Origin of the sequence: Pseudomonas sp. NPDC088444, from assembly GCF_044900175.1 — a bacterium.
In the GTDB taxonomy this organism is placed as follows: Bacteria; Pseudomonadota; Gammaproteobacteria; order Pseudomonadales; family Pseudomonadaceae; genus Aquipseudomonas.
This window is the reverse complement of record NZ_JBJDNK010000004.1, coordinates 375,403-400,338: the sequence shown is the minus strand read 5'-3', so window position 1 is coordinate 400,338 and position 24,936 is coordinate 375,403. Positions and strand designations below refer to the sequence as shown.

Here is a 24,936-nt window from a genome sequence, read left to right as displayed (position 1 = left end):
ACCGCATCGGACGGGGGCAAGCGCCTTGAGCGCCGGCCCCTTGTCATCTTCAGTGCGAATGCCTTGGCTCGCCGTTTCGGGCGATGACCCGAAGGTGCAACGTGGCCGGCTCAAGGCAGCCGCCGGTGGACAACTGCCCCACCAACTGGCGATACAGTTCCTGCCACGGTGTCTGCGAGGCGGGCATCTTCGGCTCGAACCGGGCGCGGCGTTCGGCCATTTCCTCCTCACTGATCAGCACGTTGACGCTGCGGTTGTTGAGGTCCACGCGCAGGCGGTCGTTGGTTTTCAACAGCGCCAACCCACCGCCCACCGCCGCTTCCGGCGACATGTTGAGAATCGAGGGGCTGGCCGAGGTGCCGCTCTGGCGACCATCTCCAAGGCAGGGCAGCGAATCGATTCCTCGCTTGATCAATTCGGCAGGAGGCGCCATGTTGACCACTTCGGCGCTGCCGGGGTAACCCACGGTGCCTGCGCCGCGAATCACCAGAATGCAGCGTTCGTCGATGTCCAGCGAAGGGTCGTTGATGCGCGCGTGGTAATCCTCCGGGCCTTCGAAGACAATTGCCCGTGCTTCGAAGCTGTTTTCCGCGCCGGGCTCTGACAGGTAGGTCTTGCGGAAAGCCTCGCCGACCACCGACATCTTCATGATCGCGCTGTCGAAGAAGTTGCCGCTGAGTACGATGAAACCGGCGCGGTGCTTGAGCGGGTCTTCGTAGGAGCGAATCACGTCCGCGTCATGGGTGACGGCAGCGGCCACGATCTCGCCCACCGTCTTGCCCGATACCGAATGGCAGGCCTCATGCAGCTTCCCGGCTTTCTGCAGTTCGTGCATCACGGCCGGGACGCCTCCGGCGCGATGGAAGCCTTCGCCCAGGTATTTACCCGCTGGCATGCAGTTGACCAGCAGTGGAACGTCTTCACCGACGCGCTGCCAGTCGTCCAGGCTCAGTTCGACACCCATGTGCCGGGCGATGGCGATCAAGTGCGGTGGGCAGTTGCTGGATGCACCCAGGGCAGAGGCAACGGCGATGGCGTTCTCGAAGGCTTCGCGGGTCATGATCTGCGAAGGGCGGACGTCCTCGCGCACCAGGTCGCAAATGCGTTTGCCTGTCATGTAGGCCATCTGGCCACGCTCGCGATACGGCGCCGGGATGCTCGCACAGCCTGGCAACGACATGCCCAGTGCTTCTGCCAGCGCATTCATCGAAAGCGCCGTTCCCATGGTGTTGCAGTGGCCGACCGAGGGCGAAGCCGCGGTGGTCATTTCCATGAAGCCTTCATAGTTGATTTCGCCGGCCGAGAGCAGGTTGCGGGCATGCCACAGCACCGTGCCCGAGCCGATCAGTTCACCCTTGTGGCGACCGTCGAGCATCGGCCCGCCAGAGAGCACGATGGCAGGCAGGTCAGTGGTGGCGGCGGCCATCAAGCAGGCGGGCGTGGTCTTGTCGCAACCGGTGGTCAGCACCACGCCGTCGAGCGGGTAACCATGGAGAATTTCAACCAGCCCCAGATAGGCCAGGTTGCGGTCAAGCGCGGCCGTGGGGCGACGAGTCTGCTCGGCGATAGGGTGGACCGGAAACTCCATCGGAATGCCGCCGGCATCGCGAATCCCGGCCTTGACCCGCTGGGCCAATTCCAGATGGTGACGGTTGCAAGGCGTCAGGTCGCTGCCTGTCTGCGCAATCCCGATGATCGGCCGCCCGGACTGCAACTCTTCGCGGGTCAGGCCGTAGTTCATGTAGCGCTCGACATACAGCGCCGTCATGTCGGCGTGGTCTGGGTCATCAAACCATTGCTGGCTGCGCAGGGGGCGTTTCGGGGCTTCGGACATGGTTCGGGTTTCTCTTGTTATCGGGGTAACGGGCGACGCTCATCGCGCGGCGCACCGGTTATCGGCGAGGAGGGGCGTTGCGTCACAGGACTCACTGCCGCGTCAGCAAACCACGCGCCGTCAGGTTACGGAACAATGCGCCAAGACCGAACGTCCAAGAAGTGGCCTGGCTGCTATGCGTCACTTCGTTGTGCAGACTGCCCAGCAAACGGCTGCTGATGCTGACCTCGTCTCCAAGCTTGTGAGTGAAGCCGCCCCCCACGTGGTCACGGTCTTCAGTGGGCGCGAACAAGGTGCCGAGGTACAGCAGAAAACCGTCGGGATACTGGTGGTTTTCGTTGAGGGTCTGGGCGGCAATGTCTTCCGGGTCCCGGCTGATCTGCGACATGGAGCTTGAACCCTTCAGCACGTAGCCGTCACGGCCTTTGACCTGCAGGTCGACCACGCAATTGCGCACGTCGTCCATCGAAAAGGTTTCGTCGAACAGGCGGATGAACGGGCCGATCGCGCACGACGCGTTGTTGTCCTTGGCCTTGCTCAGCAGCAAGGCGCTGCGGCCTTCGAAGTCGCGCAGATTGACGTCGTTGCCCAGCGTGGCGCCGTGAATTTCCCCGCGACTGTTCACCGCGAGAACCACTTCGGGCTCGGGGTTGTTCCATTCGGATTTGGGGTGGATGCCGATCTGACTGCCGCTACCGACAGCGGCGAGTACCGGGGCCTTGGTGAAGATTTCCGCATCCGGGCCGATGCCGACTTCCAGGTACTGCGACCACATTTTCTGTTCGATCAGCAGCGCTTTCAGGGCGCTCGCCTGTTCCGAGCCCGGTCGGATGCTGCGCAGGTTGTCGCCAATGATGTCATGCACGATCGCGCGCACGCTTTCGGCCTTGGTCGGGTTGCCTGCCGCTTGTTCCTCGATGACGCGCTCGATCATACTCGCCGCGAACGTCACGCCTGCAGCCTTGATGACCTGCAGGTCGGCCGGGGCCAGGAGAAAGGGCGCATTGGCATTTGGGTGGGTGCCGGAGTTGGCCAGCAAGTCCTCAACGCTGCAGATCAGCGCGCCTTGGGTCTCGCGCACGGCCTTGAGCGGCGACGCGGATTCAAGCAATTCGCTCAGGGTGGCAAAGCGCTCGGACAGATCGAACACCCCGTCGCGACGCAGGACAACAGGCGAAGGACCGGCGACCTGACCGGGCACCCATGCGCGGCCAATCAAGGTGCCATCGAGGCCGTCGGCAGGCAGCGTGTTTTCAGGGGTGAGTCGAATTGACATGGGGCGATCCTCGGAAGTTCTTATGCTTTTGCTGCCGACCCTAGCCAGCCAACACGATAAACTCCAATGACATCTGCTCAATTATCGATAACATGGGGTTATCAAGTCCGAAGGCTGCTCACTATGTCCGACATCTCGTTCTCGACGGTCTGTAACTGGCTCAAGTTCAAGCATCTGGTGCTGATCGATACCTTGGCTCGTACGCGCAACATGCACGCGGCCGCGTTGCACATGAACCTGAGTCAGCCCGCCGTCAGCAAGATGCTTCGCGAGATCGAGCGGTTATTGGGGTTCGACCTGTTCGAGCGGCTGCCTCGCAACATGCCCCCCACCGCACTGGGGGAGCATGTGGTGCGTTACGCGCAGATTGCGCTGAATGACGCCAACAAGTTTGTCGACCAGATCAGTAGCCTGCGCGAAGGCGGTCACGGCTTTCTCAAGGTCGGAGCGATTTTTGCCGCCACGGCCGTGGTGTTGCCGGATGCCATCGTGCAGTTGAAACGGCGCTGGCCGTTGCTGTCCATCGAGATCGTCGAGCAGACCAGCGATCATCTGATGGAAATGCTCGACGACAAAAAGCTCGACCTCGCCGTGGCCCGTTACACCGACGAAAGCCAGCAGCAAGTGTATGACTTTCAGGCGTTGGCGCCTGAGCCGTTCTGCATGGTAGTCAACAGCCGTCACCCGCTCACCGAGCTTGAGGAGACGCCGCTTGAGGAACTGGGCAACTGGCCGTGGATTCTCTACCCGGTTGGCACGCCGATCCGTGCGCGTATGGAGCAAGCGTTCGCCAAGGCCGGCATCCCGCTGCCGCGGAACACCATCGATACCATCTCCATGCAGACGTTTTTGCAGGTGTTGCAGTCCGGCCCGATGATCGCCATGTTGCCCGCGTCGATGGCCCAGCCGCATCTGGAAGGGGGCTTGTTGAAAGTGCTCAACACGCCGCTGAAGCTGGCCCCTCAGGATTATGGAATTCTCACCCGACGCGGCGAGCCGCTGTTAGGTGCCGCCTCGGAATTCGCCAATATTCTGATCGCCAACGCAAAAATGGTCCCCCGCTAGATCAATAACCTTGGGTTATCGATCAATGGAAACATCTCATTATTCTTCATCTGTCGCTTGTCAGTACCATCCGCTCGTGTCTTGACCCCATAAAAACAACACAGGCGCAACCAGTGCCTGGAGGTCCTACCATGGCAACTGCATCTGATCGCCTGCCCGAACACTCGGGCGCCGGGCACGCCAGCTTCGAAGATCGTACCTACCGCAAGGTCATCCTGCGCATTCTCCCTGTCCTGCTGCTGTGCTACATGGCGGCGTACCTGGACCGCGTCAACATTGGTTTCGCCAAGCTGGACATGCTCAACGACCTGCAATTCAGCAACACGGTCTACGCCTTGGGCGCGAGCATTTTCTTCTGGGGCTACTTCATTTTCGAGGTGCCCAGCAACCTGCTGCTGCATCGCTTCGGCGCCCGTTTCTGGATCGCGCGAATCATGCTCAGTTGGGCCATTGTCTCGATGGCCGTGGCCTTCACCGTGCCGTTGGCGAAGTTTTTCCACATCGAGTCGGAAACCATGTTCTATGTGCTGCGCTTCTTGCTCGGCATCTGCGAAGCAGGGTTCTTCCCAGGCGTCATTCTTTACCTTAACTACTGGTTCCCGACGCGCCGTCAGAGTCGCGTGATGTCTGGCTTCCTGATGGCCATGCCGATCAGCCTGACCCTGGGGGGCGTTGTTTCCGGCTGGTTGATGACCAAGATGCAAGGCGTACAAGGCATGGCCGGTTGGCAGTGGCTGCTGATCATCGAAGGCCTTCCTTCCGTGGTCATGGCGTTCGTGGTGCTGGCCTTCATGGCGAACAACATCGATGCCGCGAAGTGGCTGTCGCCGGAAGAAAAAGCCATGCTCAAGGCCAACCTGCAGCACGACAGTAAAGGCAAGGCGTCGAGCCTGCGCGAAGTCCTGTTCAATGGCCGGGTGTGGTTGTTGGTGCTGATTCTGTTGACCTTCAACACAGGCTTCTACGGTTTGGCGTTCTGGATGCCGTCGATCATTAAAAGCGCAGGCATTTCCAACCCGCTGGACATCGGCCTGTTGACTGCAATTCCCTATGGAATCGCCGTTATCGCGATGACGCTCAATGCCCGTCACTCCAACAGGACCGGTGAGCGCCGCCTGCATGCGGCGATTCCTGCGGTCATTGGCGGAATCGGCCTGATCCTCAGCGCCTACTTCGCCAACAACGTGGTGTTGTCGATCATCTTCCTCAGCGTATCCGCCTCCGGTGTGCTGAGCCTGATGCCGATCTACTGGACCCTGCCTGGCACCGTTCTGTCCGGCGTCGCCGCTGCGGCGGGGATCGGCATGATCAACGCCATCGGTAACTTGTCGGGGTTCACCGGTTCGATGATCACGGCTGTCGCCGAGAACCTCACCGGGAACATCAATAACGGGACCTACGTGCTGGGCGCGTGCCTGTTCGTCAGCGCGGGCTTGATCCTCTCGATTCCCAAGGCAATACTCGGCAACCACAAGGTCGAAGCTTCGGAGCCTGCGGGGGCGCTCTCCAACGCCTGATTTCCGCCTGCTCCCCACCTGACACCGATTGCCTGCCATCGCCAACCGCGATGGCAGGCTCGCCAATGCTTGATATACGCCCCTTTCCAGCGCTCCTAACATCGGTCCCATGTGACCCCTCGCCCCAAGCGAAATGAAGGAGAGCCCGTGAAAAACTTTCGAATCGGCCAGATCGTCCCCAGCTCCAACACCACCATGGAAACCGAAATTCCGGCGATGCTGACTTCGCGTTATGCGTTGTTTCCGGAGGAGCGTTTCACCTTTCACTCCTCGCGCATGCGCATGATGCACGTCAGCCCCGAAGAGCTGAAAAAGATGGATGTCGACAGCGACCGCTGCGCGCTGGAACTCAGCGACGCGCGGGTGGACGTCATGGCGTATGCCTGTCTGGTGGCGATCATGTGCCAGGGCGCGGGCTATCACACGGTTTCTCAGGAGCGTCTCAGCAAGACCGTTGCCGCGAATACCTCCAGCGCTCCGGTGCTGAGCTCGGCGGGCGCCCTGATCGACAGTCTGCACATGCTCGACTACAAGAAAATCGCGATCATCACCCCTTACATGAAGCCGCTGACCGCCCAGGTGATCGATTACATCGAAGCGGCGGGCATCGAAGTCGTGGACGCCATCAGCCTGGAAGTCTCGGACAATCTCGCCGTGGGGCGGCTCGACCCAATGAACCTGGTGGCGCACGCCGATAGACTGAACATCGGGCAGGCGGACGGGGTGGTGCTGTCCTGCTGCGTGCAGATGCCGTCGCTGCCGGCAATTCAAGTGGTCCAGGACCGCCTCGACAAACCGGTGTTGTCAGCCTCGGTCGCGACCGTTTACCAGATGCTGAAGACCCTTGGCCTGAAAGCCCAGGTGCCGAACGCCGGTCATCTGTTGTCCGGGGCGTTCTGACGCTGTGCCTGACGGGGTACTATGGCGGACATTCTGGCCTGCACGCCCGGTACCCCACATGAAGCTCGACCCCGTTTCGCTGCGCCTGTTCGTCAGCGTCGTTGAAGAAGGCACCATCGCCGCTGCCGCCAAGCGCGAGCACATCGCGGCGGCAGCGGTGAGCAAGCGACTCAGCGAACTGGAAGAGCTGCTCGATTCGCGTTTGCTCACGCGCACCAACAAGGGCATCACACCGACCGACGCAGGGCTGTCGCTACTGTTCATGGCCCGCAGTGCGTTGAACAACCTCAACGAGATCGTTGTACAGATGCGCGATTACTCCCATGGGCGTCGCGGGTCGGTGCAGGTGCTGGCCAATGTCTCGGCCATTACCCAGTTCATGCCGGGGCTGATTCAGTCGTTCATGGCGCTGTACCCGCTGATCACTGTCAGTCTCGAAGAACAGCAAAGCCTTGCGATCACCAAGGCCGTGGCCGAGAACCGCGCGGATATCGGCATCTTCACGCGCCTGCCCCATGGGGCGGACATCGAAGTCTTCCCATTTCGCACCGATCGGCTGGTGGTGCTGGTGCCCAACGGTCATCCACTGGCCGGGCGCGAGTCGGTGAGCTTCAGCGAAACCCTCGCTCACGACCACGTCACCCTGCGCAGCGGCACGCACTTGAACTTTCAGTTGATCAAGGCCGCCAACGATTTGGGGCGTTCGCTGAAAATCCGCATGGAAGTGTCCAGTTACGACGCGCTCTGTCTGATGGTTCAGGCGGGAGTGGGGGTCGGCATCATGCCGGAGGGGAGCGTGGCGATTTACAAGCTCAACGGTGCCCGTGCCGTGAACCTGAGTGATGACTGGGCCAGCCGTGAACTGAGCGTTTGCGTAAGATCGCGGCAGGGATTATCCAGCGCTGCGCTGTTGTTCCTCGACCACATCCTGGCGCCGCCTCTGGTCCCGCCGGTAGCGACGGAATGAGGCTTATCGCCGGAAGCGATCAGGAACCGTAAGCGGCTCCTGATCGCGAAGCCCTTCTCTACATCGCAGTGCGGAAGATTTCCTCGATCTGCTCCTGAGTCGCAGGGCGCGGGTTGGTGAAGCCGCAGGCATCTTTCATAGCGTTGGCCGCCAGCGTCGGGATGTCATCGGATTTGGCGCCCAGTTCGGTCAGGCCGGCCGGAATGCCGATGTCGCCAGACAGCTTGCGGATGGCCGCGATGGCCGCGGCCGCGCCCTGGGTGTCGTCCAGGCGCTGGGTGTCGATGCCCATCGCCGCTGCCACGTCTTTCAGGCGTGCTGGACAGACACTGGCGTTGAAACTCTCTACATGGGGCAGCAACACCGCGTTGCACACGCCGTGGGGCAAATCGTAGAAACCGCCCAATTGGTGGGCCATCGCGTGCACATAACCGAGCGAGGCATTGTTGAAGGCCATGCCGGCGAGGAACTGTGCGTATGCCATGTTTTCTCGCGCAGGCATGTCACTGCCATTGGCCACCGCGGTGCGCAGGTTGGCGGAAATCAGCTCTACCGCTTTGAGCGCGCAGGCGTCGGTGATCGGCGTGGCCGCCGTGGAGACGTAGGCCTCAATGGCATGGGTCAGCGCGTCCATGCCGGTGGCAGCGGTCAGCCCTTTGGGCATCGCCGCCATCAAGGAGGGGTCGTTGACGGACAGCAAGGGCGTGACGTTGCGGTCCACGATTGCCATTTTCACATGACGGGTTTCATCGGTGATGATGCAGAAGCGCGTCATTTCGCTGGCCGTGCCGGCAGTGGTATTGATCGCGATCAATGGCAGCTGCGGCCTGGCCGATTGATCCACCCCTTCGTAGTCACTGATTTCCCCGCCGTTCGCCGCCACCAGCGCGATGCCCTTGGCGCAGTCATGAGGCGAGCCGCCGCCTAGGGAGATGATGAAATCAGCACCGCTGGCCTTGAGCTGTTTCAGGCCATTTTCCACGTTGCTGACGGTCGGGTTCGGCTTGGCACCGTCGAAAATCGTGGCATTGATGTCCTGCTCGCGCAGCAGACCGGCCACCTTGTCGGCCACCCCTGCCTTGGCCAGCCCTGCGTCGGTGACGATCAGCGCGTGACGAAAACCATATTTGCGAATCGCATCAACCGCCTCACCGAGACTGCCGATACCCATCATGTTCACGGACGGAATGAAGAACGTGCTGCTCATTGACTGATCCTCTTTCTTATCATTGTTGGCTTCGGCCGGGTGGCCGGAGGGGTACTCATCGAGACAGGACCATCCTAGGCGCCACGGGAACGGGGCTAAATGGTTCTTTGGAGGGGGCAAGCGGGGGTCTTTGGTCGTAGTGGCGCGGCGGGGTTGTGATCTCTGGACGAGGCACTGCGCGCAAGGGCGAATAGGCAGCGCTCATTAAAAAGCCGGCTTGTGGCCGGCTTCTCGGTGACAGGTTTGGCGAGTTTTTGGCTCACCGTACCCATCCGCAAAAGTGCGCGCTGCAGGCAGGCGCTTGTGAGGTAGACGTGACGGGCCGAGGGCCGGTGTCAGGTCGGTCACCCTTCGGCGGGTAGCCAACGGGTGGTGAAACGAAGGCGTGCAGGATACGCATGTTCATGGCATCTGCCCAGCCCGGGTGCGCTGCCTTTTGTCCTTTTCCTTGGGGATCAAGGCATTGTTGCGGGATGACGGCGGTTGTTGAGGGTGGACCACCAGAAGATCCAGCCAAGGATGTGGATATGTTGTTCCTGTATCTGTTCTGCGCTGAAGATTTCGTCGGGGTATTCGCCTGCATTGTGGCTGCGAAGGCGCAGGCCCCCGCCGGGCAGGCGGTAAAGGTATTTCACGCGCAGCATGCCGTCGTGTTCCAGCGCATACATTTCGCCGTCGATGACGAGCACGCGTCCGCGGTCGATGCCGATGAGCGAGCCGTCCTGGATTTTGTCGGCCATGCTGTTGCCGACCATGGCCACGCAGATGGCGTTGTGCAATTCGACGTCCATGGCCGCGAGCACGCGCCTGGCCAGACGCACTTTTTGATGGGGCGCTTCACTGACGGCGGTTCGGCCTGGGGTTTGGGTGGGCAGCTCGGTGTAGAGCGGCATCTCCAGCTCTTCGCGATCGGGGAGGCGTTCGCCTCGCGGTTTCGCTGCGCCGTCTGCACTGTGTTTTTCGCGACCTTCTCCGGGGTGTTTGGGGCCATCGCCGCTGCGCAGCCAACGCACGTTGACGCTCAGCAGTTCGGCGACTTCTTCCATGCGTGCCATGGGAATGCCGCGCTTGAACCAGTTGTTCACATGTTGCGGCGTTACCTTTCGGTTGGCGGCGAAGTCTGTTGCGGAGAGATGGCACTCCCGCAGAAGGACGCGTAGTCGATCACCTGATGTATTCATGGGCCGAAGTTTACGTGCCGTTCAACTTCGTTTAAATGAACGAAGTGTTCAAATGCGCGCAGCATCAAACTTGCCTTTGGCGATAGGGACTACAGTGTTCGCTCATGGGTGTAGGGTAATTCTTGAGTTATTGATCTTTCGTCAACAATGCCAAAAAGCATTTGCACCACAATGAGTTGGATAAATTTGAGGGGTGTAAGTGAGTTGGCGTAGGTCTCTCGCAACCTGCATTAATGAGTTGTTGCGCAAAGAGCCAAGGCGGTCGACGAGAATAAACAGATTGTTTGGTGTGGCGTAAATTTAAACGCCGGGAGTGCGAAGGGAATGAAAATAAAGAGGGTGTCGCAGAGAAAGGGGAGCGGCCTTCGAAGCGTCAGGCGCTTCGAAGGCTGCGAACCGGATCAGCCTTTGTAGGCAGCAACCGATTTGGTAATGGCTTCGCGAGCGGCGTCCGCGCCAGCCCAGCCTTCGATCTTCACCCATTTGCCTTTTTCGAGGTCTTTGTAGTTCTCGAAGAAGTGCTCGATCTGTTTGATCAGCAGTTCAGGCAGGTCGGTGTATTCCTTCACGTCGACGTACAGTTGGGACAGTTTGTCGTGAGGAACGGCCAGAACTTTGGCATCGCCGCCGCCGTCGTCGGTCATGTTCAGCACGCCCACTGGACGAGCGCGGATGACGGAGCCAGGCGCGACCGGGTAAGGGGTCACGACCAGAACGTCGAGGGGATCACCGTCGTCGGCCAGGGTGTTCGGGATGAAACCGTAGTTGGCCGGGTAGAACATCGGGGTGGCCATGAAACGGTCAACGAACAGGCAGTCGCTATCTTTGTCGATTTCGTACTTGATCGGCGCGTGGTTGGCCGGGATTTCGATTGCGACGTAGATGTCGTTCGGCAGGTCTTTGCCAGCCGGAATCTTGCTGTAGCTCATTGGGCTTTGCCCCCTTGGTTGACCATTCAGAATCTGGCGCGGAACGCCAAAAAGTGGGCCGGATTATAGGCATATTTGGTAAGCGTTACCATGTACGCCGATCAGCCCTGAACGTTGGTAGGAGTCGAATAGACCGGATTATTGGCCTGAAGTGCCGTCAGGCGCGCTAGAGGGTCCTGGCGGTAAAACGCTTTGAGCTGCGCGTACACCTGAGGATAAGCCTCGACCAGCAGATCCGGGGCGCTGAAGAAGTATTCACTGGTGACTGCAAAGAACTCGGCAGGGTTTTCCGCCGCGTAGGGATCGATAGCGGTTTCGGCGTCCGGGTCGGCGTCCAACTGGCTGTTGAGGTCATCGAAGGCGCTTTGCATGGCGCTGGCCCAGTCGGCAATGCGCATGTCGTTGTGCAGAGGCGGCAGTCCGTTGGCGTCGCCATTGAGCATGTCGAGCTTGTGCGCCAACTCATGGATCACCAGGTTGTAGGCTTCCCAGCCGCCGCTCGACAGCACACCGGGCCAGGCGAGGATGACCGGGCCTTGCAACCAGGCCTCGCCGCTGTGTTCGCCGTCCCATTCATGCTCGATCCCGCTGGCGTCACGGTGCCGTTGCGGACTGATGAAGTCATCGCCATAGAGGATGATTTCGTGAAAGCCCTGATACCAGTTCAGATCGCCCAAGGCCAATAGCGGCAATTGGGCCTGTGCCGCGAGGAACAGACGCGACTCGTCATCGAGTTCGACGCCTTCCAGTGCGGTCAGGTGTTTGGACTGCAAAAACAGTACGCAGCTATCGAGCAGGTAGCGATCCTCGTCGGGACTGAGACCGTCGAGGATCGGCAGACGCTCACGCACCCGGTCCCACAGCGCAGGGTCGACCGGGTTGCGTGCCAGCGTACGGCGTTTGAGCCAGCCGCTCAGCGACCACCCCTTCAAGAACATGGCTCAGCGCGCGGTGGCGGAACGGCCCATGCGGCTGCGAACCAGTCCGATGATCATCGGCAGCAGCGACAGAAGAATGATTGCCAGTACCAGCAGGGTGAGGTTTTTCTTGATGAACGGAATGTTGCCGAAGAAGTAGCCAAGGGTGACCAGACCGCCGACCCACAGGATCGAACCCAGTACGCTGAAGCCCAGAAAACGCAGGTACGGCATCTTGCCCAGACCCGCCACGAACGGCGCGAAGGTGCGGATGATCGGCAGGAAGCGCGCCAGCGTCACGGTCTTGCCGCCATGACGCTCATAGAACTCGTGGGTCTTGGTCAGGTAATCGCGGCGAAAGATTTTCGAGTTGGGGTTCTTGAACAGCTTGTCGCCAACCGTTCGCCCAATTACGTAGTTGGTGCTGTCGCCGATGATCGCGGCAGCCATCAGCAGGCAGCCCAACAGCACAGGGTCCATGCCGCCGCCTGCGGCTACGGCACCCGCGATGAACAACAGCGAATCACCCGGCAGAAACGGCGTCACTACCAGACCTGTTTCACAGAAAATCACCAGAAACAGGATCGCGTAGACCCAGGTGCCGTAGTTGGTCACCAGCATGTCGAGGTAGACATCAAGGTGAAGAATGAGGTCAAGCGGGTTGAAATCCATGTACGGCACCTGATTGAGAGACCCGGGGCGGGTCACGAGCGGGGTCGGAGAGAACGGCTAATGTGGGCCGCATTATAGAGGGAAGAAACGAGATGTTGCTGGGGGCGGTATCTGAAATGAAACATTTGGTATTGAAGGCATGGAACACCGAGCCTTCGTAGGAGTGAGCTTGCTCGCGAACGGTGCATCAGTGGCAATTGGTCTGACTGACACACCGCTATCGCGAGCAAGCTCACTCCTACAGGTTTGAAGGATGGCTCAATTAATCGGCAAGACGTAGTTCTTGAACTGCGTGTCCTCCTTGAACCCTATCGACTCGTACACTTTTTGCGCCACTTCATTGTTGGCGCTAGTGGACACGCGCATGCGCACGGCCTGGGTTTCGCGGGCCATCTTCTTGGCTTTTTGCATCAGGTGATCAGCCACCAGTTGGCGGCGGGCGTCTTCGGCGACGTAGATGTCGTTGAGGATCCACACACGTTTGAGCGAAAGGGACGAATAGCTGGGGTAGAGCTGACAGAAACCCAGCAGTCTGCTGTCGTCATCGTCCGGGAATGCGAGGTAAATGACCGACTCTTCGCGCTTCAGGCGTTTTTCCAGAAAGCCTCGGGAGGAGTCCGGGTAGGGAAGCTCGCCATAGAACTCGCGGTATTTGACGAACAGCGGGGTCAACAGGTCCAGGTGCTCCAGAGTGGCTTGGATGATCCGCATGGTTGGGCCTCAGCTTCATTGTGCAATGCATGAAAGGGGGAGGACGCGACTGGCACGGGGACAGACGATTTCGACTGTGCCTAAGCGGTTTAGAAAGCGCAATCCAAAAGCAGTTTTCAGACGACATGGACCCGCTGTGGGAGATTCTATGGTGGCTGGACAGCCTTTTTGCCACCAAGGCGGCTCCCACAAAGTCGGCGCCAATCGCAAATCCATGGGCAGACACATCACTGTGGGAGCCGCCTTGGTGGCGAAGACGGAGTGTCAGTCGACATCTGTGTGTCTGGTCTATCGCTTTCGCCAGCAAGCCGGCTCCCACAAAACGATGCATACGATCCAATAAAAACGGCCTCCGAAGAGGCCGTCGTTTGACGCGCCAGCGCTGAATCAGAAGAAGCCCAGCGGATTGATGTCGTAGCTCACCAGCAGGTTTTTGGTCTGTTGGTAGTGCTCAAGTGCGACTTTGTGGGTTTCACGGCCGACACCGGACTTCTTGTAACCGCCGAATGCAGCGTGCGCTGGATACAGGTGATAGCAGTTAGTCCACACGCGACCGGCCTTGATGGCACGGCCTACGCGGTAGGCACGGTTGATGTCGCGGGTCCACACGCCCGCGCCCAGGCCGAACTCGGTGTCGTTGGCGATGGCAATGGCTTCGGCTTCATCTTTGAAGGTCGTCACGCTGACCACCGGGCCAAAGATTTCCTCCTGGAACACGCGCATCCTGTTGTTGCCTTTGAGCAGCGTCGGCTGGATGTAATAGCCGGTCGCCAGATCGCCCTGCAGTTTTTCCACGTTGCCGCCGGTCAGCAGCTCGGCGCCTTCGCCCTGCGCGATGTCGAGGTAGGAGAGGATCTTGTCGAACTGTTGCTGCGATGCCTGAGCGCCGACCATGGTGTCGGTGTCCAGCGGGTCGCCGCGTTTGATCTTCAGGACCTTCTTCATCACCGCTTCCATGAATTGCGGGTAGATCGATTCCTGAACCAGGCAGCGCGAAGGGCAGGTGCAGACTTCGCCCTGGTTGAAGAACGCCAGCACCACGCCTTCTGCCGCCTTCTCGATGAACTCGGGTTCCGCGCTCATCACATCTTCGAAGTAGATGTTCGGAGATTTGCCGCCCAACTCAACGGTGGACGGAATGATGCTGTCCGCTGCCAGTTTCATGATGTGCGAACCGACCGGGGTGGAACCGGTGAAGGCGATTTTGGCAATGCGCTTGCTGCTGGCCAGCGCTTCACCGGCTTCGCGGCCGTAACCTTGCACGATGTTGAGCACGCCTTTTGGCAGCAGATCGCCGATCAGTTCCACCAGCACGCTGATGCCCAGCGGTGTTTGCTCGGCGGGTTTGAGTACCACGCAGTTACCGGCGGCCAGTGCAGGGGCGAGTTTCCAGGCGGCCATCAGGATCGGGAAGTTCCACGGGATGATCTGGCCAACCACGCCCAGCGGCTCGTGGATGTGATACGCCACGGTGCCTTCGTTGATTTCAGCGGCGGTGCCTTCCTGAGCACGCAACGCGCCTGCGAAATAGCGGAAGTGATCGACCGCCAACGGGATGTCTGCGTTCAGCGTTTCACGCACGGCCTTGCCGTTGTCCCACGTTTCGGTCACGGCCAGCAGTTCGAGGTTTTGCTCGATGCGGTCAGCAATTTTCAGCAGGGTCAGCGAGCGTTCCTGAACGGAGGTTTTACCCCACGCGTCGGCAGCGGCGTGGGCAGCATCCAGGGCTTTATCGATGTCTTCGGCAGTGGAGCGAGGAAATTCGGCGATCAGCTTGCCGGTGATCGGCGAAGTGTTTTCAAAGTATTGGCCTTTGACCGGAGGCACGAATTCGCCACCGATGTAGTTGCCGTATTTGGCCTTGAAGGTAACGATCGAGCCTTCAGTACCGGGATGGGCATAACGCATGGTGAATATCTCCTTGCTCTTGTGATTGTGTGGGGATAACGCGCTGCTGCGCTTGATGAAAGCGTAGAGCAAAGCGCGGGCCACTGCCGTCCGGTGCCCGGTTTATAAGGGTTTTGTCGATTTTTCAGACGTTTGGCGGATGTCCTTGTGCCAGTGCTGGCGCAGCCTGAGTGACACTTTGTATCGAATGTGGGACAGCGGATCGGATCGCGCCTTTGGAAGCATTGCAATGGCGAAGGGTGAAGAGGATGCTGGTCAGCAACGCAGCAGGGGGAAGAATAAAAAGTGCCCAGCAATCACCTGACTCGACATGCCCAACAGGTCCTGACCGTCGCCCAAGGCAAGGCTCATCATCGTTACGGCCCCGGTGCCGACCCGTCCATCGCTCGGTCGTGGACGCGCTGTCTTGAGGACTACCACCTCGACCCCGCTCAACCCATGGCGCCCACGGTGCTGGAGCACGCGCGAGTGCTGGAAAGTCGCGAGCGCCTGCAACAAGTGCTGAGCATCGCGGGCGGGGAAATGAACAGCCTGCATCAACAGCTTTCGGGCGGGCATGCGGTGCTGCTGACCGATGATCGCGGCGTGATCCTCAACTGTGTCACCGAACCCGGCGAGCGGCGGATTTTCGAGCGCGCTGGCCTGTGGCTCGGTGCGGACTGGAGCGAGTCGCGGGAGGGCACCAACGGCATAGGCACCTGCCTGGTGGAGCGGCAGTCGGTGACCATTCATCGCGACGAACACTTTCGCGGGCGGCATACGGGGCTCACGTGCTCGGCCAGCCCGGTCTTCGATCCCCATGGCGATCTGCTGGCAGTGCTCGACGTCTCATCGGCCCGCCATGACGTCTCCCGGCAAAGCCAGTTCCACACCATGGCGCTGGTGAACCTCTCGGCCAAGATGATTGAAAGCAGTTATTTCCTGCGGCATTTCGACGATCAATGGCTGCTGCGTTTTCATTTGCAGGCCGGATCGGTCGGGCTGTTCAGTGAGGGTTTGCTGGCCTTTGATGGCGAGGGGCGAGTCAGTGCGCTGAACCAGAGTGCGCTGAACCTGCTGAGCCTGGGCCGTGCCGACTTGATTGGGCAGCCGGTCGAGGCGTTGTTCGAGTGTTCGCTGGACGACCTGCTGAGCCGGGCGTCTCCCCACCCTGCCGCCAGCTGGCCACTGAGAACGCGCGATGGGCGCGGATTCTTCGCTGTGCTGCGTGGGCAAGCACTGCATGCGCCGAAAGTCTTTTCTACCCCTGTTGGCAGCAAGCCCGTTGCGCCCGCAGCGTTGAACGGCATTTGTCTGGGCGATTCCGCGCTGCAAACCGATTTCCGTCGCGCGCTGAAGGTCTTCGAGCGAGATGTACCGTTGTTGATCAATGGCGAGACCGGGTCCGGCAAGGAAGCATTCGCCAAGGCGGTGCATCAGGCCAGTCAGCGCGCGCGCAAGCCGTTTGTGGCGCTCAACTGCGCGGCGATTCCGGAAAGCCTGATCGAGAGCGAACTGTTCGGTTATCGCGGTGGCAGTTTTACCGGTGCACGCAAGGAGGGCATGCGCGGCAAGTTGCAGCAGGCCGATGGCGGGACACTGTTCCTTGATGAAATCGGCGACATGCCCGTGGCCCTGCAAACCCGATTGCTGCGCGTTTTAGAGGATCGGCTGGTGGTGCCGATTGGCGGTGAACCTCAGTCAGTGGACGTGCGAATCATCAGCGCGACACACCGGAATTTGCTTGGGCGGGTAGAGAACGGCGGTTTCCGCGAAGACCTTTATTACCGGCTCAACGGTCTGGAGGTCGCGTTGCCGCCGTTGCGCGAGCGCAGCGACAAGTCGCAGTTGCTGGACTTTTTATTGGAAGAAGAGGCGGGTGGGCATCCGGTCGTGATCGAGCCGGACGCCAGGCAAACGCTGCTGGACTTCAACTGGCCGGGCAATGTGCGACAGATGCGCAATGTGTTACGAACGCTGGCTGCGCTGTGTGAGGAAAACCGGATTGGCTTGTCGGATTTGCCCCATGTCATTCGCCAGAAGGCTGCTCCTATAAAAGAAGCAGCGCCCGATTCTCCGTTGGAGTGCGCCGAGCGTTCAGCCTTGATCGAAGTCCTTGAAGCGCAGCGCTGGCACATGACCCATGTGGCGCAGGAACTGGGCGTGAGCCGCAATACGCTCTATAGAAAGCTGCGCAAGCATGGAATCGCCCGGTAGTGCTGCGCATGGGATCTATTTGTGGGAGCCGGCTTGCTGGCGAATGCGGTGGGCCAGAGATGTTAGTGCCGCCTGACACACCGCATTCGCCAGCAAGCCGGCTCCTACAGTAGAAAGCGATCTCGGCAATTGAAACTGTGCGAACCGACCCTCTCTAAGCTAACCTGCGCGAACGTTTTAAGAGGTCGGTCATGCACATTCATATTCTGGGTATCTGCGGCACGTTCATGGGGTCGCTGGCGGTTCTCGCCAAGGATCTGGGCCACAAAGTCACCGGCTCCGATGCCAACGTCTACCCGCCGATGAGCACACAACTCGAAGCGCAGGGCATAGAGTTGATGCAGGGGTATGACCCTTCGCATCTCGAACCGGCACCCGATCTGGTGGTGGTCGGCAATGCCATGTCGCGGGGCAACCCGGCGGTGGAATACGTTCTGAACAAGGGCCTGCCTTACGTCTCCGGCCCACAATGGCTGGCCGATCACGTACTGCGCGGTCGCTGGGTGCTGGCAGTGGCCGGAACCCACGGCAAGACCACCACCAGCAGCATGCTGGCCTGGGTGCTGGAACACGCAGGCATGGCGCCGGGCTTTCTGATAGGTGGTGTGCCGCAGAACTTCGCGGTGTCCGCACGTCTGGGCGACACGCCTTTCTTCGTGGTCGAAGCCGATGAATACGACAGCGCCTTCTTCGACAAACGCTCGAAGTTCGTTCACTACGGCCCGCGTACCGCCATTCTCAACAACCTTGAGTTCGATCACGCTGATATCTTCCCGGATCTGCCCGCCATCGAGCGGCAGTTCCACCATTTGGTACGAACGATCCCGAGCGAAGGTCTGGTCATTCATCCGACTACCGAGCCTGCGCTGGAGCGTGTGATCAAGATGGGTTGCTGGACCCCGGTGCAAACCACCGGAGAAGGTGGCCAATGGCAGGCGAAACTGCTGAGCGAAGATGGCTCTAAATTCGAGGTTCTGTTCGAGGGCGTGGCGCAAGGCGTCGTCGACTGGGGCATGACCGGCCAACACAACGTCGCCAATGCGCTGGCCACGCTGGCGGCAGCGCGCCATGTGGGCGTCGTTCCGCAACAGGGCGTTGAAGCGCTGAGTGCATTCAAGAGCGTCAAGCGCCGAATGGAGAAAGTCGCCGAGGTGCGGGGCATCACCCTTTACGACGACTTCGCCCACCATCCGACCGCCATCGCGACCACGCTGGACGGCCTGCGCAAAAAAGTCGGCGACGCATCGATCATCGCCATCATCGAGCCGCGCTCCAATTCCATGAAGCTCGGCGCTCACCGCGACGGCTTGCCGGAAAGCGTCGATCAGGCCGATCAGGTGGTCTGGTACGCCCCGGCGAATCTGGGGTGGGATCTGGCGGCGACGGCGGCGTTGTGCACGACGCCTTCAGTGGTCTGCGATTCGCTGGAGGCCATCATTGAGCACGTCAAAGGCCTGGCCCAGCCTGGCACCCACGTGGTGATCATGAGCAACGGCGGGTTCGGTGGTCTGCATGGCAAACTGGCCGAGGCGCTGAAATGAGCGGTCCGGAACGCATCACCCTGGCGATGACCGGCGCGTCCGGCGCGCAATACGGTCTGCGCCTGCTGGATTGTCTGGTGCGTGAAGACCGCGAGGTGCATTTCCTGATCTCCAAGGCCGCGCAGTTGGTGATGGCGACGGAAACCGACGTCACCTTGCCACCCAAGCCGCAGATGATGCAGGCGTTTCTGACTGAGTACACCGGCGCCGCCGATGGGCAGATTCGGGTTTATGGCAAGGAGGACTGGATGTCCCCTGTGGCGTCTGGTTCGGGTTCGCCTGCGGCGATGGTGGTGGTGCCGTGTTCGACCGGTACGCTGTCGGCGATTGCGACCGGCGCCTGCAATAACCTGATCGAGCGTGCGGCCGACGTAACCCTGAAGGAGCGTCGTCAGTTGATTCTGGTGCCCCGTGAAGCGCCCTTTTCCAGCATTCATCTGGAGAACATGCTCAAACTTTCGAATCTGGGCGCGGTGATTCTTCCGGCGGCCCCGGGTTTTTATCACCAGCCGCAGACCATCGACGATTTGGTAGATTTCGTCGTGGCGCGCATTCTCAACGTGCTGAACATCCCTCAAGACATGCTCCCACGTTGGGGCGAGCATCATTACGGCGCCGATGAATAAGAAGCTGTTTGTCCTCACCCTCGGTCTTTTGTTGGCGACCGGTTGCTCGACCGTGCGTACCCTCGATGCCAATCAGCCGGGTGCGCCCGTGATCTATTCAGGTACGCGTCTGGATCTGTATGCGATTCGGGGCGGGTGCTGCGAGAAAGACCGCTTTGGCGCCGAGGCACCGAAATATCCGCTGCTGGATCTGCCGGGCAGTGCGCTGCTGGATACGGTGCTGTTACCGCTTTCGGTGCTGACGGCGCTGGGTGTGGGGTATCAGGCGACGGGTGGGATGTAGAAAGCGGCGAGCTCGAATTTTGGATGGGACACATTTTGTGGGAGCCGGCTTGCTGGCGAATGAGGTGTTTCGGTGTCAGGTATAGCGCCTGACACTCCGCATTCGCCAGCAAGCCGGCTCCCACAGGTTGTGGTGATCCGCAGACCTCGGATTACTTCCCCAACCGTCGCAACTCATCCGACTCCACAATCCGCACTCCGTCCTGTTCCTCCAGCGCCAGGCGCCACAGCGCACGGGCCAGTTGGCAGGCTTCGATGCCGCCATATTTGCCAGGAATCAGCTTGGCAAGCGGCGCCGCCAGTTGTTCGACCAGGCGCTGATCCTGCCGCTCACCAATCAACAGTGACGGACGGGCGATAGTGAGCTGTGGCCAGTTCTGGTCCTTGAGTGCCCGTTCCATCTCGCCCTTGACGCGGCTGTAGAAAATGCTGGATTGCGGATCAGCATTGACCGCGCTGACCACCAGAAGATGCCGTGCCCCCATTTCACGAGCGCGTTTGCCGAAGGCCACAACCATGTCCATGTCGACAGCCCGGAAGGCATCCTGCGAGCCTGCCTGTTTGATCGTGCTGCCCAGGCAGCAGAACGCGATATCCACACGCCCGCCCAGCTTCGCCAGCAGCGAGGTGAAATCACCGACGGGGTTTTCCAGATGAGGGTGATCCGCCAGCGGGCGACGGCTGGGAGCCAGTACGCGGCTGACAGTGGGCTCATTGAGCAGACGGTCGAGCAGATGCTCTCCAGTCAAGCCCGTCGCCCCGGCAAGCAGGATGTGTTGCGGCGTCAAGTACATGGTCTTTCTCCCTTGAAACGACACAAGCTACGACACAAGCATAGGCGCTCTAACGCTACAGACCCTCCGGTGAAGAGGCGGGTTTCACAAATCGTTGCAAATCTTCATCCGGGGCATGACGCAATCAACGTTTGACCGTATTCAACGCGCGCTCTGCCTGGCTTTTACGCAGCTTTTGCCAATGCGCAATGACGCCTTTCGGGGCCCAGATCTGCGGTTCCGAAGCCTCGAAGCTTTCTTCGATCTCACGTTGCGCCACGATGGCTTTCGCATCATTGAAGGCTTGTTGCAAGTCGTCGGTCTCCACCAGCGCCTTGCCGAACAGTGCCTCGCCGAAATACGTGAAATCCGCTTCTTCCGAGCAGCCAAACGACACCCGGTCTTCCCGCGATGCGGTGATGACCATGGTTTTTTCGTCTTTGATCGCGGGAATGAAACCGCCCGAATAGCAGGCTGAAATCACCACGATCTTGTCGCGATTTTTCAGCGGGGCCAGTACCGCAGCCATCTCATCGGCAGGCAGATCCGACAGTTCCAGACGAGGCTGATCAAGGACCAGTTCGTGGTCATGGGTGCCGTGGCTGGTGAGGTAGATGAAAATCAGGTCTTCGGGACCGCTGCGTTGGGCGAGGGTCTGTACGGCGCGGCTGATGTTCTCCCGGGTCGCCAGCGGTCGGTCGGTTATGTGATCGCGATGGTTGACCAGCGTGATCTGGCCTAGCGCGCCGAAACGGGTCGCCAGCAGTTTGTTGACGTAGTCAGCCTCGCGCAGAAACACGCTCTGTTTGCCATCACCGCCCACTACCAGACTGTACAGCTCGGTAGCTGGGGTCGAAGCCGGGACTGCCGCGAGGGCTTTTTCCAGCAAGGGACCTTGAGCGAGCAAGCCGACTTCCAGAGGGTCGGGCAGCAGTTTGCCCATTGCATCGCGCACGCGCTGGCCGTTGGACCAAGTGCCGCTTTGCACGCTGCCGTCGGCTGACGTCAGCACGCCTGCGCCCTGATAGCTGTCGTTGTCGAACTGGCCGACGTAAACGCTGCCGTCCGGCAGCTTCAGACGGCCTTCGCCTGCGAAGCGCCAGTTGCGGAACTGGCCCTGATAATTGGTGCCATCCGAGCCGATCAACTCGCCTTTGCCCGTGAAGGCGCCCTCCTTGAACTGGCCGGACCAGACATCGCCGTCAGCGTTTTCATAACGCCCTCGTCCGCTCAGTTGATTGTCGTGAAACCCGCCGACGTACTGATCGCCATCGGCGCTGTTGAAATTGCCGGTGCCCTGCAACTGGCCATCGACGAACTTGCCGCTGAACTGATTGCCCGCCGCATCGCTGCGTTGACCCTCGCCGTTGGGCTTGCCGTGAGCAAATTGGCCCTGATACTCGCTGCCGTCTTCCAGCTCCAGATGGCCAAGGCCGTCGTAGAGGTCGGCCTTGAACTCGCCGCGATAGCTCATGCCGTGCTCTTTGAGCGTGCCTTCGCCGTCGCGTCGCCCCAGTTTGTAGCCGCCCACGTAAGTTCCGGCGCTGGTGGTCAGGGTGCCCTGACCATGAAACAGGCCGTCCTGGAATCCGCCTTTATAGACGTCGCCATTGCTGGCGTGCCACTCGCCCTGGCCATTCCATTGACCGTTCCTGAACTCACCGGCATACCAGCTGCCATTGGGGTAGTCGATACGACCCTTGCCTTGCAGCACACCGTTGACCACGTCGCCACGGTAGCGGCCGCCGTCAGGCAGGCGTGCGTCAGGCGGCAATAGCGATTCGCCGTCACCGCACGCGGTAATCAGAAGGGTCAGGGCCAGAGGGGCAAGCGCGCGCATGGTAAATCCCGAGAATGAGGTATTTCGGCGTGCTCGGATCGCGTTTTTGTATCGCTTCGCTCACACAACCGCAGCGAGTATGCCGCAGCCGGGAAGCGTCATGAAACAGTCAGTTACGACTGTTTCATGTTCTATCGGATTTACACGAAGCAAAGGGACAGTGGTTCAGCGATGAACGCAGGCTTGTCCCGACCCTCGATTTCAAGCGTTGCAGTGGCTTTGAGCAGCCATTGGCCCGGCTTCTTTTCGGTGACTTCGGCGAGGCTGACTTTTAGACGAACGCGCGAGTCGACTTTCACTGGCTGGATAAAGCGCACGCTGTCCAGGCCATAGTTGACCGCCATTTTCATGCCTTCAGGCATCACCAGCAGCGACTCCATCAGTTTCGGAATCAATGACAACGACAGGAAACCGTGAGCGATGGTCGAGCCAAAGGGCGTTTGCGCGGCCTTGACCGGGTCGACGTGAATGAACTGAAAATCGCCAGTGGCTTCGGCAAACAGATTGATACGTGCCTGATCGATCAGCAACCAGTCGGAACTTCCCAGTTCCTTGCCTTCGTAGCGCTTGAGTTCTGCAACAGGTACATAGGGCATCGATACTCTCCTTGTGGATCGGTGTTGTTTTTCAGTCATGCGCCACGGTCGGCGCTTTTATTGCTTCACTCAATTCCTGAGGGCGGCGCCGCTCCTACAGCGTGGGGCGTGCCTGGATTTGAAGATCAGCACGCCACCGATGGTTGGTCAAGAACCCCAAGGCGCGCGAATACCGAACCATAGCTGGGTAAGCCGCGTGCTTATAATGTCGCCGCGAATTGGCTGGAGTTGTTTATGTTGCTTAAAGGCCTGACATGGCTGGTGCTGTTCCAGTTGGTGGGGACGGCGTTGAATCATTTGTTCCTGTCGATATTGCCGGGGCCGATTATCGGCTTGGTCTTGTTGATGATTTACCTGATGGTGAGAGGTGAAGTCAGCGAGCCCATCAGTCTGGCCGCCAGCAGTCTGCTGCGCTACCTGCCGTTGCTCCTGGTGCCGCCTGCGGTGGGCGTCATGGTGTATGCCGGGCAGATTGCCGACGATTTCTGGGCCATTGTAGGGTCCTTGGTGTTGTCGTTAATGATCTCGCTCACGTTCGCGGGCTGGCTGATGCAAAAACTCATCGATCGTCAGGCCAATCGCCGGGAGCCATCATGAGTCTGGACTGGCAGGGCGCGTGGCTTTCGGTGATCCACCACCCGTTGTTTGGCATCGCCGTCACATTGGGCGCCTATCAATTGGTGCTCGCAGGGTATGAAAAAACTCGCTGGGTCTTCCTGCAGCCGGTGCTGGTGTCGATGCTGGTGGTGATCGGTGTGTTGGTACTTTGCGGACTGGATTATGCCGAGTACCGCAAGAGCACCGAGATCCTCAGCATTCTGCTAGGCCCGGCAACGGTAGCGCTGGCAGTGCCGCTTTATCTGAATCTGCGCCGAATCCGGCAGTTGTTCTGGCCTGTGTTGACTACGCTGGTGATTGGCGGCGTGTTAGCGACGGCGTTGTGCGTCGCGCTGGGCTGGGGCCTGGGCGCCAATCACATGATCCTGATGACCATGGCGCCGAAGTCCGTGACCTCGCCGATTGCCATGCTGGTCGCTGAACAGATCGGTGGCGTAGCGGCGCTCGCAGCGGTGTTTGTGTTGATCACAGGCGTGATCGGCGGCATATTCGGCCCCGGCTTGCTGACGCTGGCGCGCGTCCACAGCCCTGAAGCCAGAGGCATGGCGCTGGGGCTGACCGCGCATGCGGTGGGTACGTCCGCAGCTTTGCAGGAAGGTGAAGAATGCGGCGCCTTTGCGGCGTTGGCCATGAGTCTGATGGGTGTCGCCACGGCGTTGTTTCTACCGCTGGCGGTCTCGCTGGTTGCTTGACGATGGGTGCTTGAGGATAGGTTTATGTCGCTGCCTTTGTTTCCGCTGAACGCTGTGCTGTTCCCGGGGTGCGTGCTCGATCTGCAAATTTTCGAGGCGCGCTATCTGGACATGATTGGCCGCTGCATGAAACAGGGCGAAGGCTTCGGCGTGGTGTGTATCACCGAAGGCAGCGAAGTGGGCGGTGTCCCCGAAGGCTTCTCGCAGATCGGTTGCGAAGCCTTGATGACCGACTTTCAGCAGCAGGACAACGGCTTGTTGGGTATTCGCGTGACAGGAGGGCGGCGTTTTCGCGTGATCAGCGCCCAAGTGCAGAAGGACAACCTGCTTGTTGCTGACGTGGAATGGCTGGAAGACCCGCAGGAACGTCCGCTACAGGAAGAGGACGAGGATCTGGTTGCCTTGCTGGCGGCGCTGGCGGAGCACCCGATGGTGGCGGCCCTGAACATGGGGCTGACGGCAGAGGGGCAGCAATCCCTGTCCAACCAGTTGGCGTACCTGCTGCCGTTCACGGAAGAAGACAAGATCGAACTGCTGGAAATCGACGACGCCGAGGAGCGGCTCGACGCCATTCAGGACCTGCTCGATGAAATGCAGGGGGATATGCAGGCGTAGCTGTTTTCCACATCCCCCTGTAGCCGTCCGGCTTGTCGGCGGTAGCGATCTGACGGGTCCCGCCGCCGGCAAG

The 24,936-nt window shown here is 60.1% G+C and carries 23 protein-coding genes; 11 read left to right on the top strand and 12 right to left on the bottom strand.

The genetic code is table 11. From position 1 onward, the window contains the following. Positions 1 to 49 precede the first annotated feature (49 nt). Both ACI2KB_RS10945 and ACI2KB_RS10940 read right to left on the bottom strand, forming a co-directional pair. Complete coding sequence (locus tag ACI2KB_RS10945; protein WP_404634277.1) at positions 50 to 1,834, bottom strand: IlvD/Edd family dehydratase; 1,785 nt, start codon at positions 1,832 to 1,834, stop codon at positions 50 to 52. A 91-nt stretch (positions 1,835 to 1,925) separates the two neighbouring features. Then, positions 1,926 to 3,110 (bottom strand): fumarylacetoacetate hydrolase family protein, encoded by a 1,185-nt coding sequence (locus ACI2KB_RS10940; RefSeq protein ID WP_404634275.1) that lies wholly within the window; start codon positions 3,108 to 3,110, stop codon positions 1,926 to 1,928. 123 nt (positions 3,111 to 3,233) lie between these two features. On the opposite strand from ACI2KB_RS10940, the gene ACI2KB_RS10935 reads away from it, so the two are divergent. The 4 genes from ACI2KB_RS10935 to ACI2KB_RS10920 all read left to right on the top strand — a co-directional run bounded on the left by ACI2KB_RS10935 (position 3,234) and on the right by ACI2KB_RS10920 (position 7,559). Beyond that, positions 3,234 to 4,175, top strand: coding sequence for a LysR family transcriptional regulator (locus tag ACI2KB_RS10935; RefSeq protein WP_404634273.1), 942 nt, complete (start codon positions 3,234 to 3,236; stop codon positions 4,173 to 4,175). Positions 4,176 to 4,306: 131 nt separating this feature from the next. Continuing rightward, positions 4,307 to 5,692, top strand: coding sequence for an MFS transporter (locus ACI2KB_RS10930; RefSeq protein WP_404634271.1), 1,386 nt, complete (start codon positions 4,307 to 4,309; stop codon positions 5,690 to 5,692). 147 nt (positions 5,693 to 5,839) lie between these two features. Continuing rightward, a complete protein-coding gene (locus tag ACI2KB_RS10925) occupies positions 5,840 to 6,592 on the top strand; it encodes an Asp/Glu racemase (protein WP_108239539.1) in 753 nt (250 codons plus the stop codon). Positions 6,593 to 6,650: 58 nt separating this feature from the next. Next, positions 6,651 to 7,559: a LysR family transcriptional regulator gene (locus ACI2KB_RS10920; RefSeq protein ID WP_404634269.1), complete on the top strand. Its 909-nt coding sequence runs from the start codon at positions 6,651 to 6,653 to the stop codon at positions 7,557 to 7,559. 58 nt (positions 7,560 to 7,617) lie between these two features. Here the strand turns inward: ACI2KB_RS10920 and yiaY are convergent, their stop codons facing one another. The 7 genes from yiaY to ACI2KB_RS10885 form a co-directional block, all read right to left on the bottom strand. Beyond that, positions 7,618 to 8,766 (bottom strand): L-threonine dehydrogenase, encoded by a 1,149-nt coding sequence (yiaY, locus tag ACI2KB_RS10915; protein WP_404634267.1) that lies wholly within the window; start codon positions 8,764 to 8,766, stop codon positions 7,618 to 7,620. A 455-nt stretch (positions 8,767 to 9,221) separates the two neighbouring features. Beyond that, positions 9,222 to 9,947, bottom strand: a complete 726-nt coding sequence (locus tag ACI2KB_RS10910; protein WP_404634265.1) for a helix-turn-helix transcriptional regulator — start codon at positions 9,945 to 9,947, stop codon at positions 9,222 to 9,224. A 401-nt stretch (positions 9,948 to 10,348) separates the two neighbouring features. Continuing rightward, on the bottom strand, positions 10,349 to 10,876 hold the full coding sequence (ppa, locus tag ACI2KB_RS10905) for an inorganic diphosphatase (protein ID WP_404634263.1): 528 nt from the start codon (positions 10,874 to 10,876) through the stop codon (positions 10,349 to 10,351). Positions 10,877 to 10,977: 101 nt separating this feature from the next. Then, on the bottom strand, positions 10,978 to 11,814 hold the full coding sequence (locus ACI2KB_RS10900) for a zinc-dependent peptidase (RefSeq protein ID WP_404634261.1): 837 nt from the start codon (positions 11,812 to 11,814) through the stop codon (positions 10,978 to 10,980). A gap of 3 nt (positions 11,815 to 11,817) precedes the next feature. After that, positions 11,818 to 12,465 (bottom strand): DedA family protein, encoded by a 648-nt coding sequence (locus ACI2KB_RS10895; protein ID WP_404634259.1) that lies wholly within the window; start codon positions 12,463 to 12,465, stop codon positions 11,818 to 11,820. Between the two features lie 258 nt (positions 12,466 to 12,723). Then, entirely contained in the window at positions 12,724 to 13,176 is a 453-nt protein-coding gene (locus ACI2KB_RS10890; protein WP_404634257.1) for a GNAT family N-acetyltransferase, read from the bottom strand. A gap of 387 nt (positions 13,177 to 13,563) precedes the next feature. Continuing rightward, the gene (locus ACI2KB_RS10885; RefSeq protein WP_404634255.1) at positions 13,564 to 15,084 is read right to left on the bottom strand and encodes an aldehyde dehydrogenase family protein; all 1,521 of its coding nucleotides are present in this window, start codon (positions 15,082 to 15,084) and stop codon (positions 13,564 to 13,566) included. A gap of 285 nt (positions 15,085 to 15,369) precedes the next feature. Here ACI2KB_RS10885 and ACI2KB_RS10880 point away from each other — a divergent pair, with 285 nt between their 5' ends. The 4 genes from ACI2KB_RS10880 (at position 15,370) to ACI2KB_RS10865 (ending at position 19,730) form a co-directional block, all read left to right on the top strand. Beyond that, positions 15,370 to 17,280, top strand: coding sequence for a sigma-54-dependent Fis family transcriptional regulator (locus ACI2KB_RS10880; RefSeq protein ID WP_404634253.1), 1,911 nt, complete (start codon positions 15,370 to 15,372; stop codon positions 17,278 to 17,280). A 191-nt stretch (positions 17,281 to 17,471) separates the two neighbouring features. Next, complete coding sequence (mpl, locus tag ACI2KB_RS10875; RefSeq protein WP_404634251.1) at positions 17,472 to 18,821, top strand: UDP-N-acetylmuramate:L-alanyl-gamma-D-glutamyl-meso-diaminopimelate ligase; 1,350 nt, start codon at positions 17,472 to 17,474, stop codon at positions 18,819 to 18,821. Next, positions 18,818 to 19,447 carry a flavin prenyltransferase UbiX gene (gene ubiX / locus ACI2KB_RS10870; RefSeq protein ID WP_404634249.1) on the top strand — a complete coding sequence of 210 codons (630 nt, stop codon included), beginning with the start codon at positions 18,818 to 18,820 and terminating at the stop codon, positions 19,445 to 19,447. Before mpl ends, ubiX begins: the two co-directional genes overlap by 4 nt. Continuing rightward, complete coding sequence (locus tag ACI2KB_RS10865; protein ID WP_404634247.1) at positions 19,440 to 19,730, top strand: YceK/YidQ family lipoprotein; 291 nt, start codon at positions 19,440 to 19,442, stop codon at positions 19,728 to 19,730. Before ubiX ends, ACI2KB_RS10865 begins: the two co-directional genes overlap by 8 nt. Before the next feature lie 151 nt (positions 19,731 to 19,881). On the opposite strand, the gene ACI2KB_RS10860 is transcribed toward ACI2KB_RS10865, so the two are convergent. The 3 genes from ACI2KB_RS10860 to ACI2KB_RS10850 all read right to left on the bottom strand — a co-directional run bounded on the left by ACI2KB_RS10860 (position 19,882) and on the right by ACI2KB_RS10850 (position 22,938). Beyond that, positions 19,882 to 20,523: an oxidoreductase gene (locus tag ACI2KB_RS10860; protein WP_404634245.1), complete on the bottom strand. Its 642-nt coding sequence runs from the start codon at positions 20,521 to 20,523 to the stop codon at positions 19,882 to 19,884. Between the two features lie 124 nt (positions 20,524 to 20,647). After that, positions 20,648 to 22,342 carry a C13 family peptidase gene (locus ACI2KB_RS10855; protein WP_404634243.1) on the bottom strand — a complete coding sequence of 565 codons (1,695 nt, stop codon included), beginning with the start codon at positions 22,340 to 22,342 and terminating at the stop codon, positions 20,648 to 20,650. Positions 22,343 to 22,482: 140 nt separating this feature from the next. Then, positions 22,483 to 22,938 (bottom strand): MaoC family dehydratase, encoded by a 456-nt coding sequence (locus ACI2KB_RS10850; protein ID WP_404634241.1) that lies wholly within the window; start codon positions 22,936 to 22,938, stop codon positions 22,483 to 22,485. Between the two features lie 234 nt (positions 22,939 to 23,172). Here ACI2KB_RS10850 and ACI2KB_RS10845 point away from each other — a divergent pair, with 234 nt between their 5' ends. From ACI2KB_RS10845 to ACI2KB_RS10835, 3 genes are read left to right on the top strand one after another with little or no spacing between them, the layout of a single operon-like run. Beyond that, positions 23,173 to 23,535, top strand: a complete 363-nt coding sequence (locus tag ACI2KB_RS10845; RefSeq protein WP_404634239.1) for a CidA/LrgA family protein — start codon at positions 23,173 to 23,175, stop codon at positions 23,533 to 23,535. Next, positions 23,532 to 24,248, top strand: coding sequence for an LrgB family protein (locus ACI2KB_RS10840; RefSeq protein WP_404634237.1), 717 nt, complete (start codon positions 23,532 to 23,534; stop codon positions 24,246 to 24,248). The genes ACI2KB_RS10845 and ACI2KB_RS10840 overlap by 4 nt, the downstream gene beginning before the upstream one ends. A gap of 24 nt (positions 24,249 to 24,272) precedes the next feature. Further along, entirely contained in the window at positions 24,273 to 24,863 is a 591-nt protein-coding gene (locus ACI2KB_RS10835) for an LON peptidase substrate-binding domain-containing protein (RefSeq protein WP_404634235.1), read from the top strand. Positions 24,864 to 24,936: the final 73 nt, after the last annotated feature.

Coding starts and splice junctions, on each gene's coding strand:
- ACI2KB_RS10945 (WP_404634277.1), bottom strand. CDS start 1,834: ATGTCCGAAGCCCCGAAACGCCCCCTGCGCAGCCAGCAATGGTTTGAT.
- ACI2KB_RS10940 (WP_404634275.1), bottom strand. CDS start 3,110: ATGTCAATTCGACTCACCCCTGAAAACACGCTGCCTGCCGACGGCCTC.
- ACI2KB_RS10935 (WP_404634273.1), top strand. CDS start 3,234: ATGTCCGACATCTCGTTCTCGACGGTCTGTAACTGGCTCAAGTTCAAG.
- ACI2KB_RS10930 (WP_404634271.1), top strand. CDS start 4,307: ATGGCAACTGCATCTGATCGCCTGCCCGAACACTCGGGCGCCGGGCAC.
- ACI2KB_RS10920 (WP_404634269.1), top strand. CDS start 6,651: ATGAAGCTCGACCCCGTTTCGCTGCGCCTGTTCGTCAGCGTCGTTGAA.
- yiaY (WP_404634267.1), bottom strand. CDS start 8,766: ATGAGCAGCACGTTCTTCATTCCGTCCGTGAACATGATGGGTATCGGC.
- ACI2KB_RS10910 (WP_404634265.1), bottom strand. CDS start 9,947: ATGAATACATCAGGTGATCGACTACGCGTCCTTCTGCGGGAGTGCCAT.
- ppa (WP_404634263.1), bottom strand. CDS start 10,876: ATGAGCTACAGCAAGATTCCGGCTGGCAAAGACCTGCCGAACGACATC.
- ACI2KB_RS10900 (WP_404634261.1), bottom strand. CDS start 11,814: ATGTTCTTGAAGGGGTGGTCGCTGAGCGGCTGGCTCAAACGCCGTACG.
- ACI2KB_RS10895 (WP_404634259.1), bottom strand. CDS start 12,465: ATGGATTTCAACCCGCTTGACCTCATTCTTCACCTTGATGTCTACCTC.
- ACI2KB_RS10890 (WP_404634257.1), bottom strand. CDS start 13,176: ATGCGGATCATCCAAGCCACTCTGGAGCACCTGGACCTGTTGACCCCG.
- ACI2KB_RS10885 (WP_404634255.1), bottom strand. CDS start 15,084: ATGCGTTATGCCCATCCCGGTACTGAAGGCTCGATCGTTACCTTCAAG.
- mpl (WP_404634251.1), top strand. CDS start 17,472: ATGCACATTCATATTCTGGGTATCTGCGGCACGTTCATGGGGTCGCTG.
- ubiX (WP_404634249.1), top strand. CDS start 18,818: ATGAGCGGTCCGGAACGCATCACCCTGGCGATGACCGGCGCGTCCGGC.
- ACI2KB_RS10865 (WP_404634247.1), top strand. CDS start 19,440: ATGAATAAGAAGCTGTTTGTCCTCACCCTCGGTCTTTTGTTGGCGACC.
- ACI2KB_RS10860 (WP_404634245.1), bottom strand. CDS start 20,523: ATGTACTTGACGCCGCAACACATCCTGCTTGCCGGGGCGACGGGCTTG.
- ACI2KB_RS10855 (WP_404634243.1), bottom strand. CDS start 22,342: ATGCGCGCGCTTGCCCCTCTGGCCCTGACCCTTCTGATTACCGCGTGC.
- ACI2KB_RS10850 (WP_404634241.1), bottom strand. CDS start 22,938: ATGCCCTATGTACCTGTTGCAGAACTCAAGCGCTACGAAGGCAAGGAA.
- ACI2KB_RS10845 (WP_404634239.1), top strand. CDS start 23,173: ATGTTGCTTAAAGGCCTGACATGGCTGGTGCTGTTCCAGTTGGTGGGG.
- ACI2KB_RS10840 (WP_404634237.1), top strand. CDS start 23,532: ATGAGTCTGGACTGGCAGGGCGCGTGGCTTTCGGTGATCCACCACCCG.
- ACI2KB_RS10835 (WP_404634235.1), top strand. CDS start 24,273: ATGTCGCTGCCTTTGTTTCCGCTGAACGCTGTGCTGTTCCCGGGGTGC.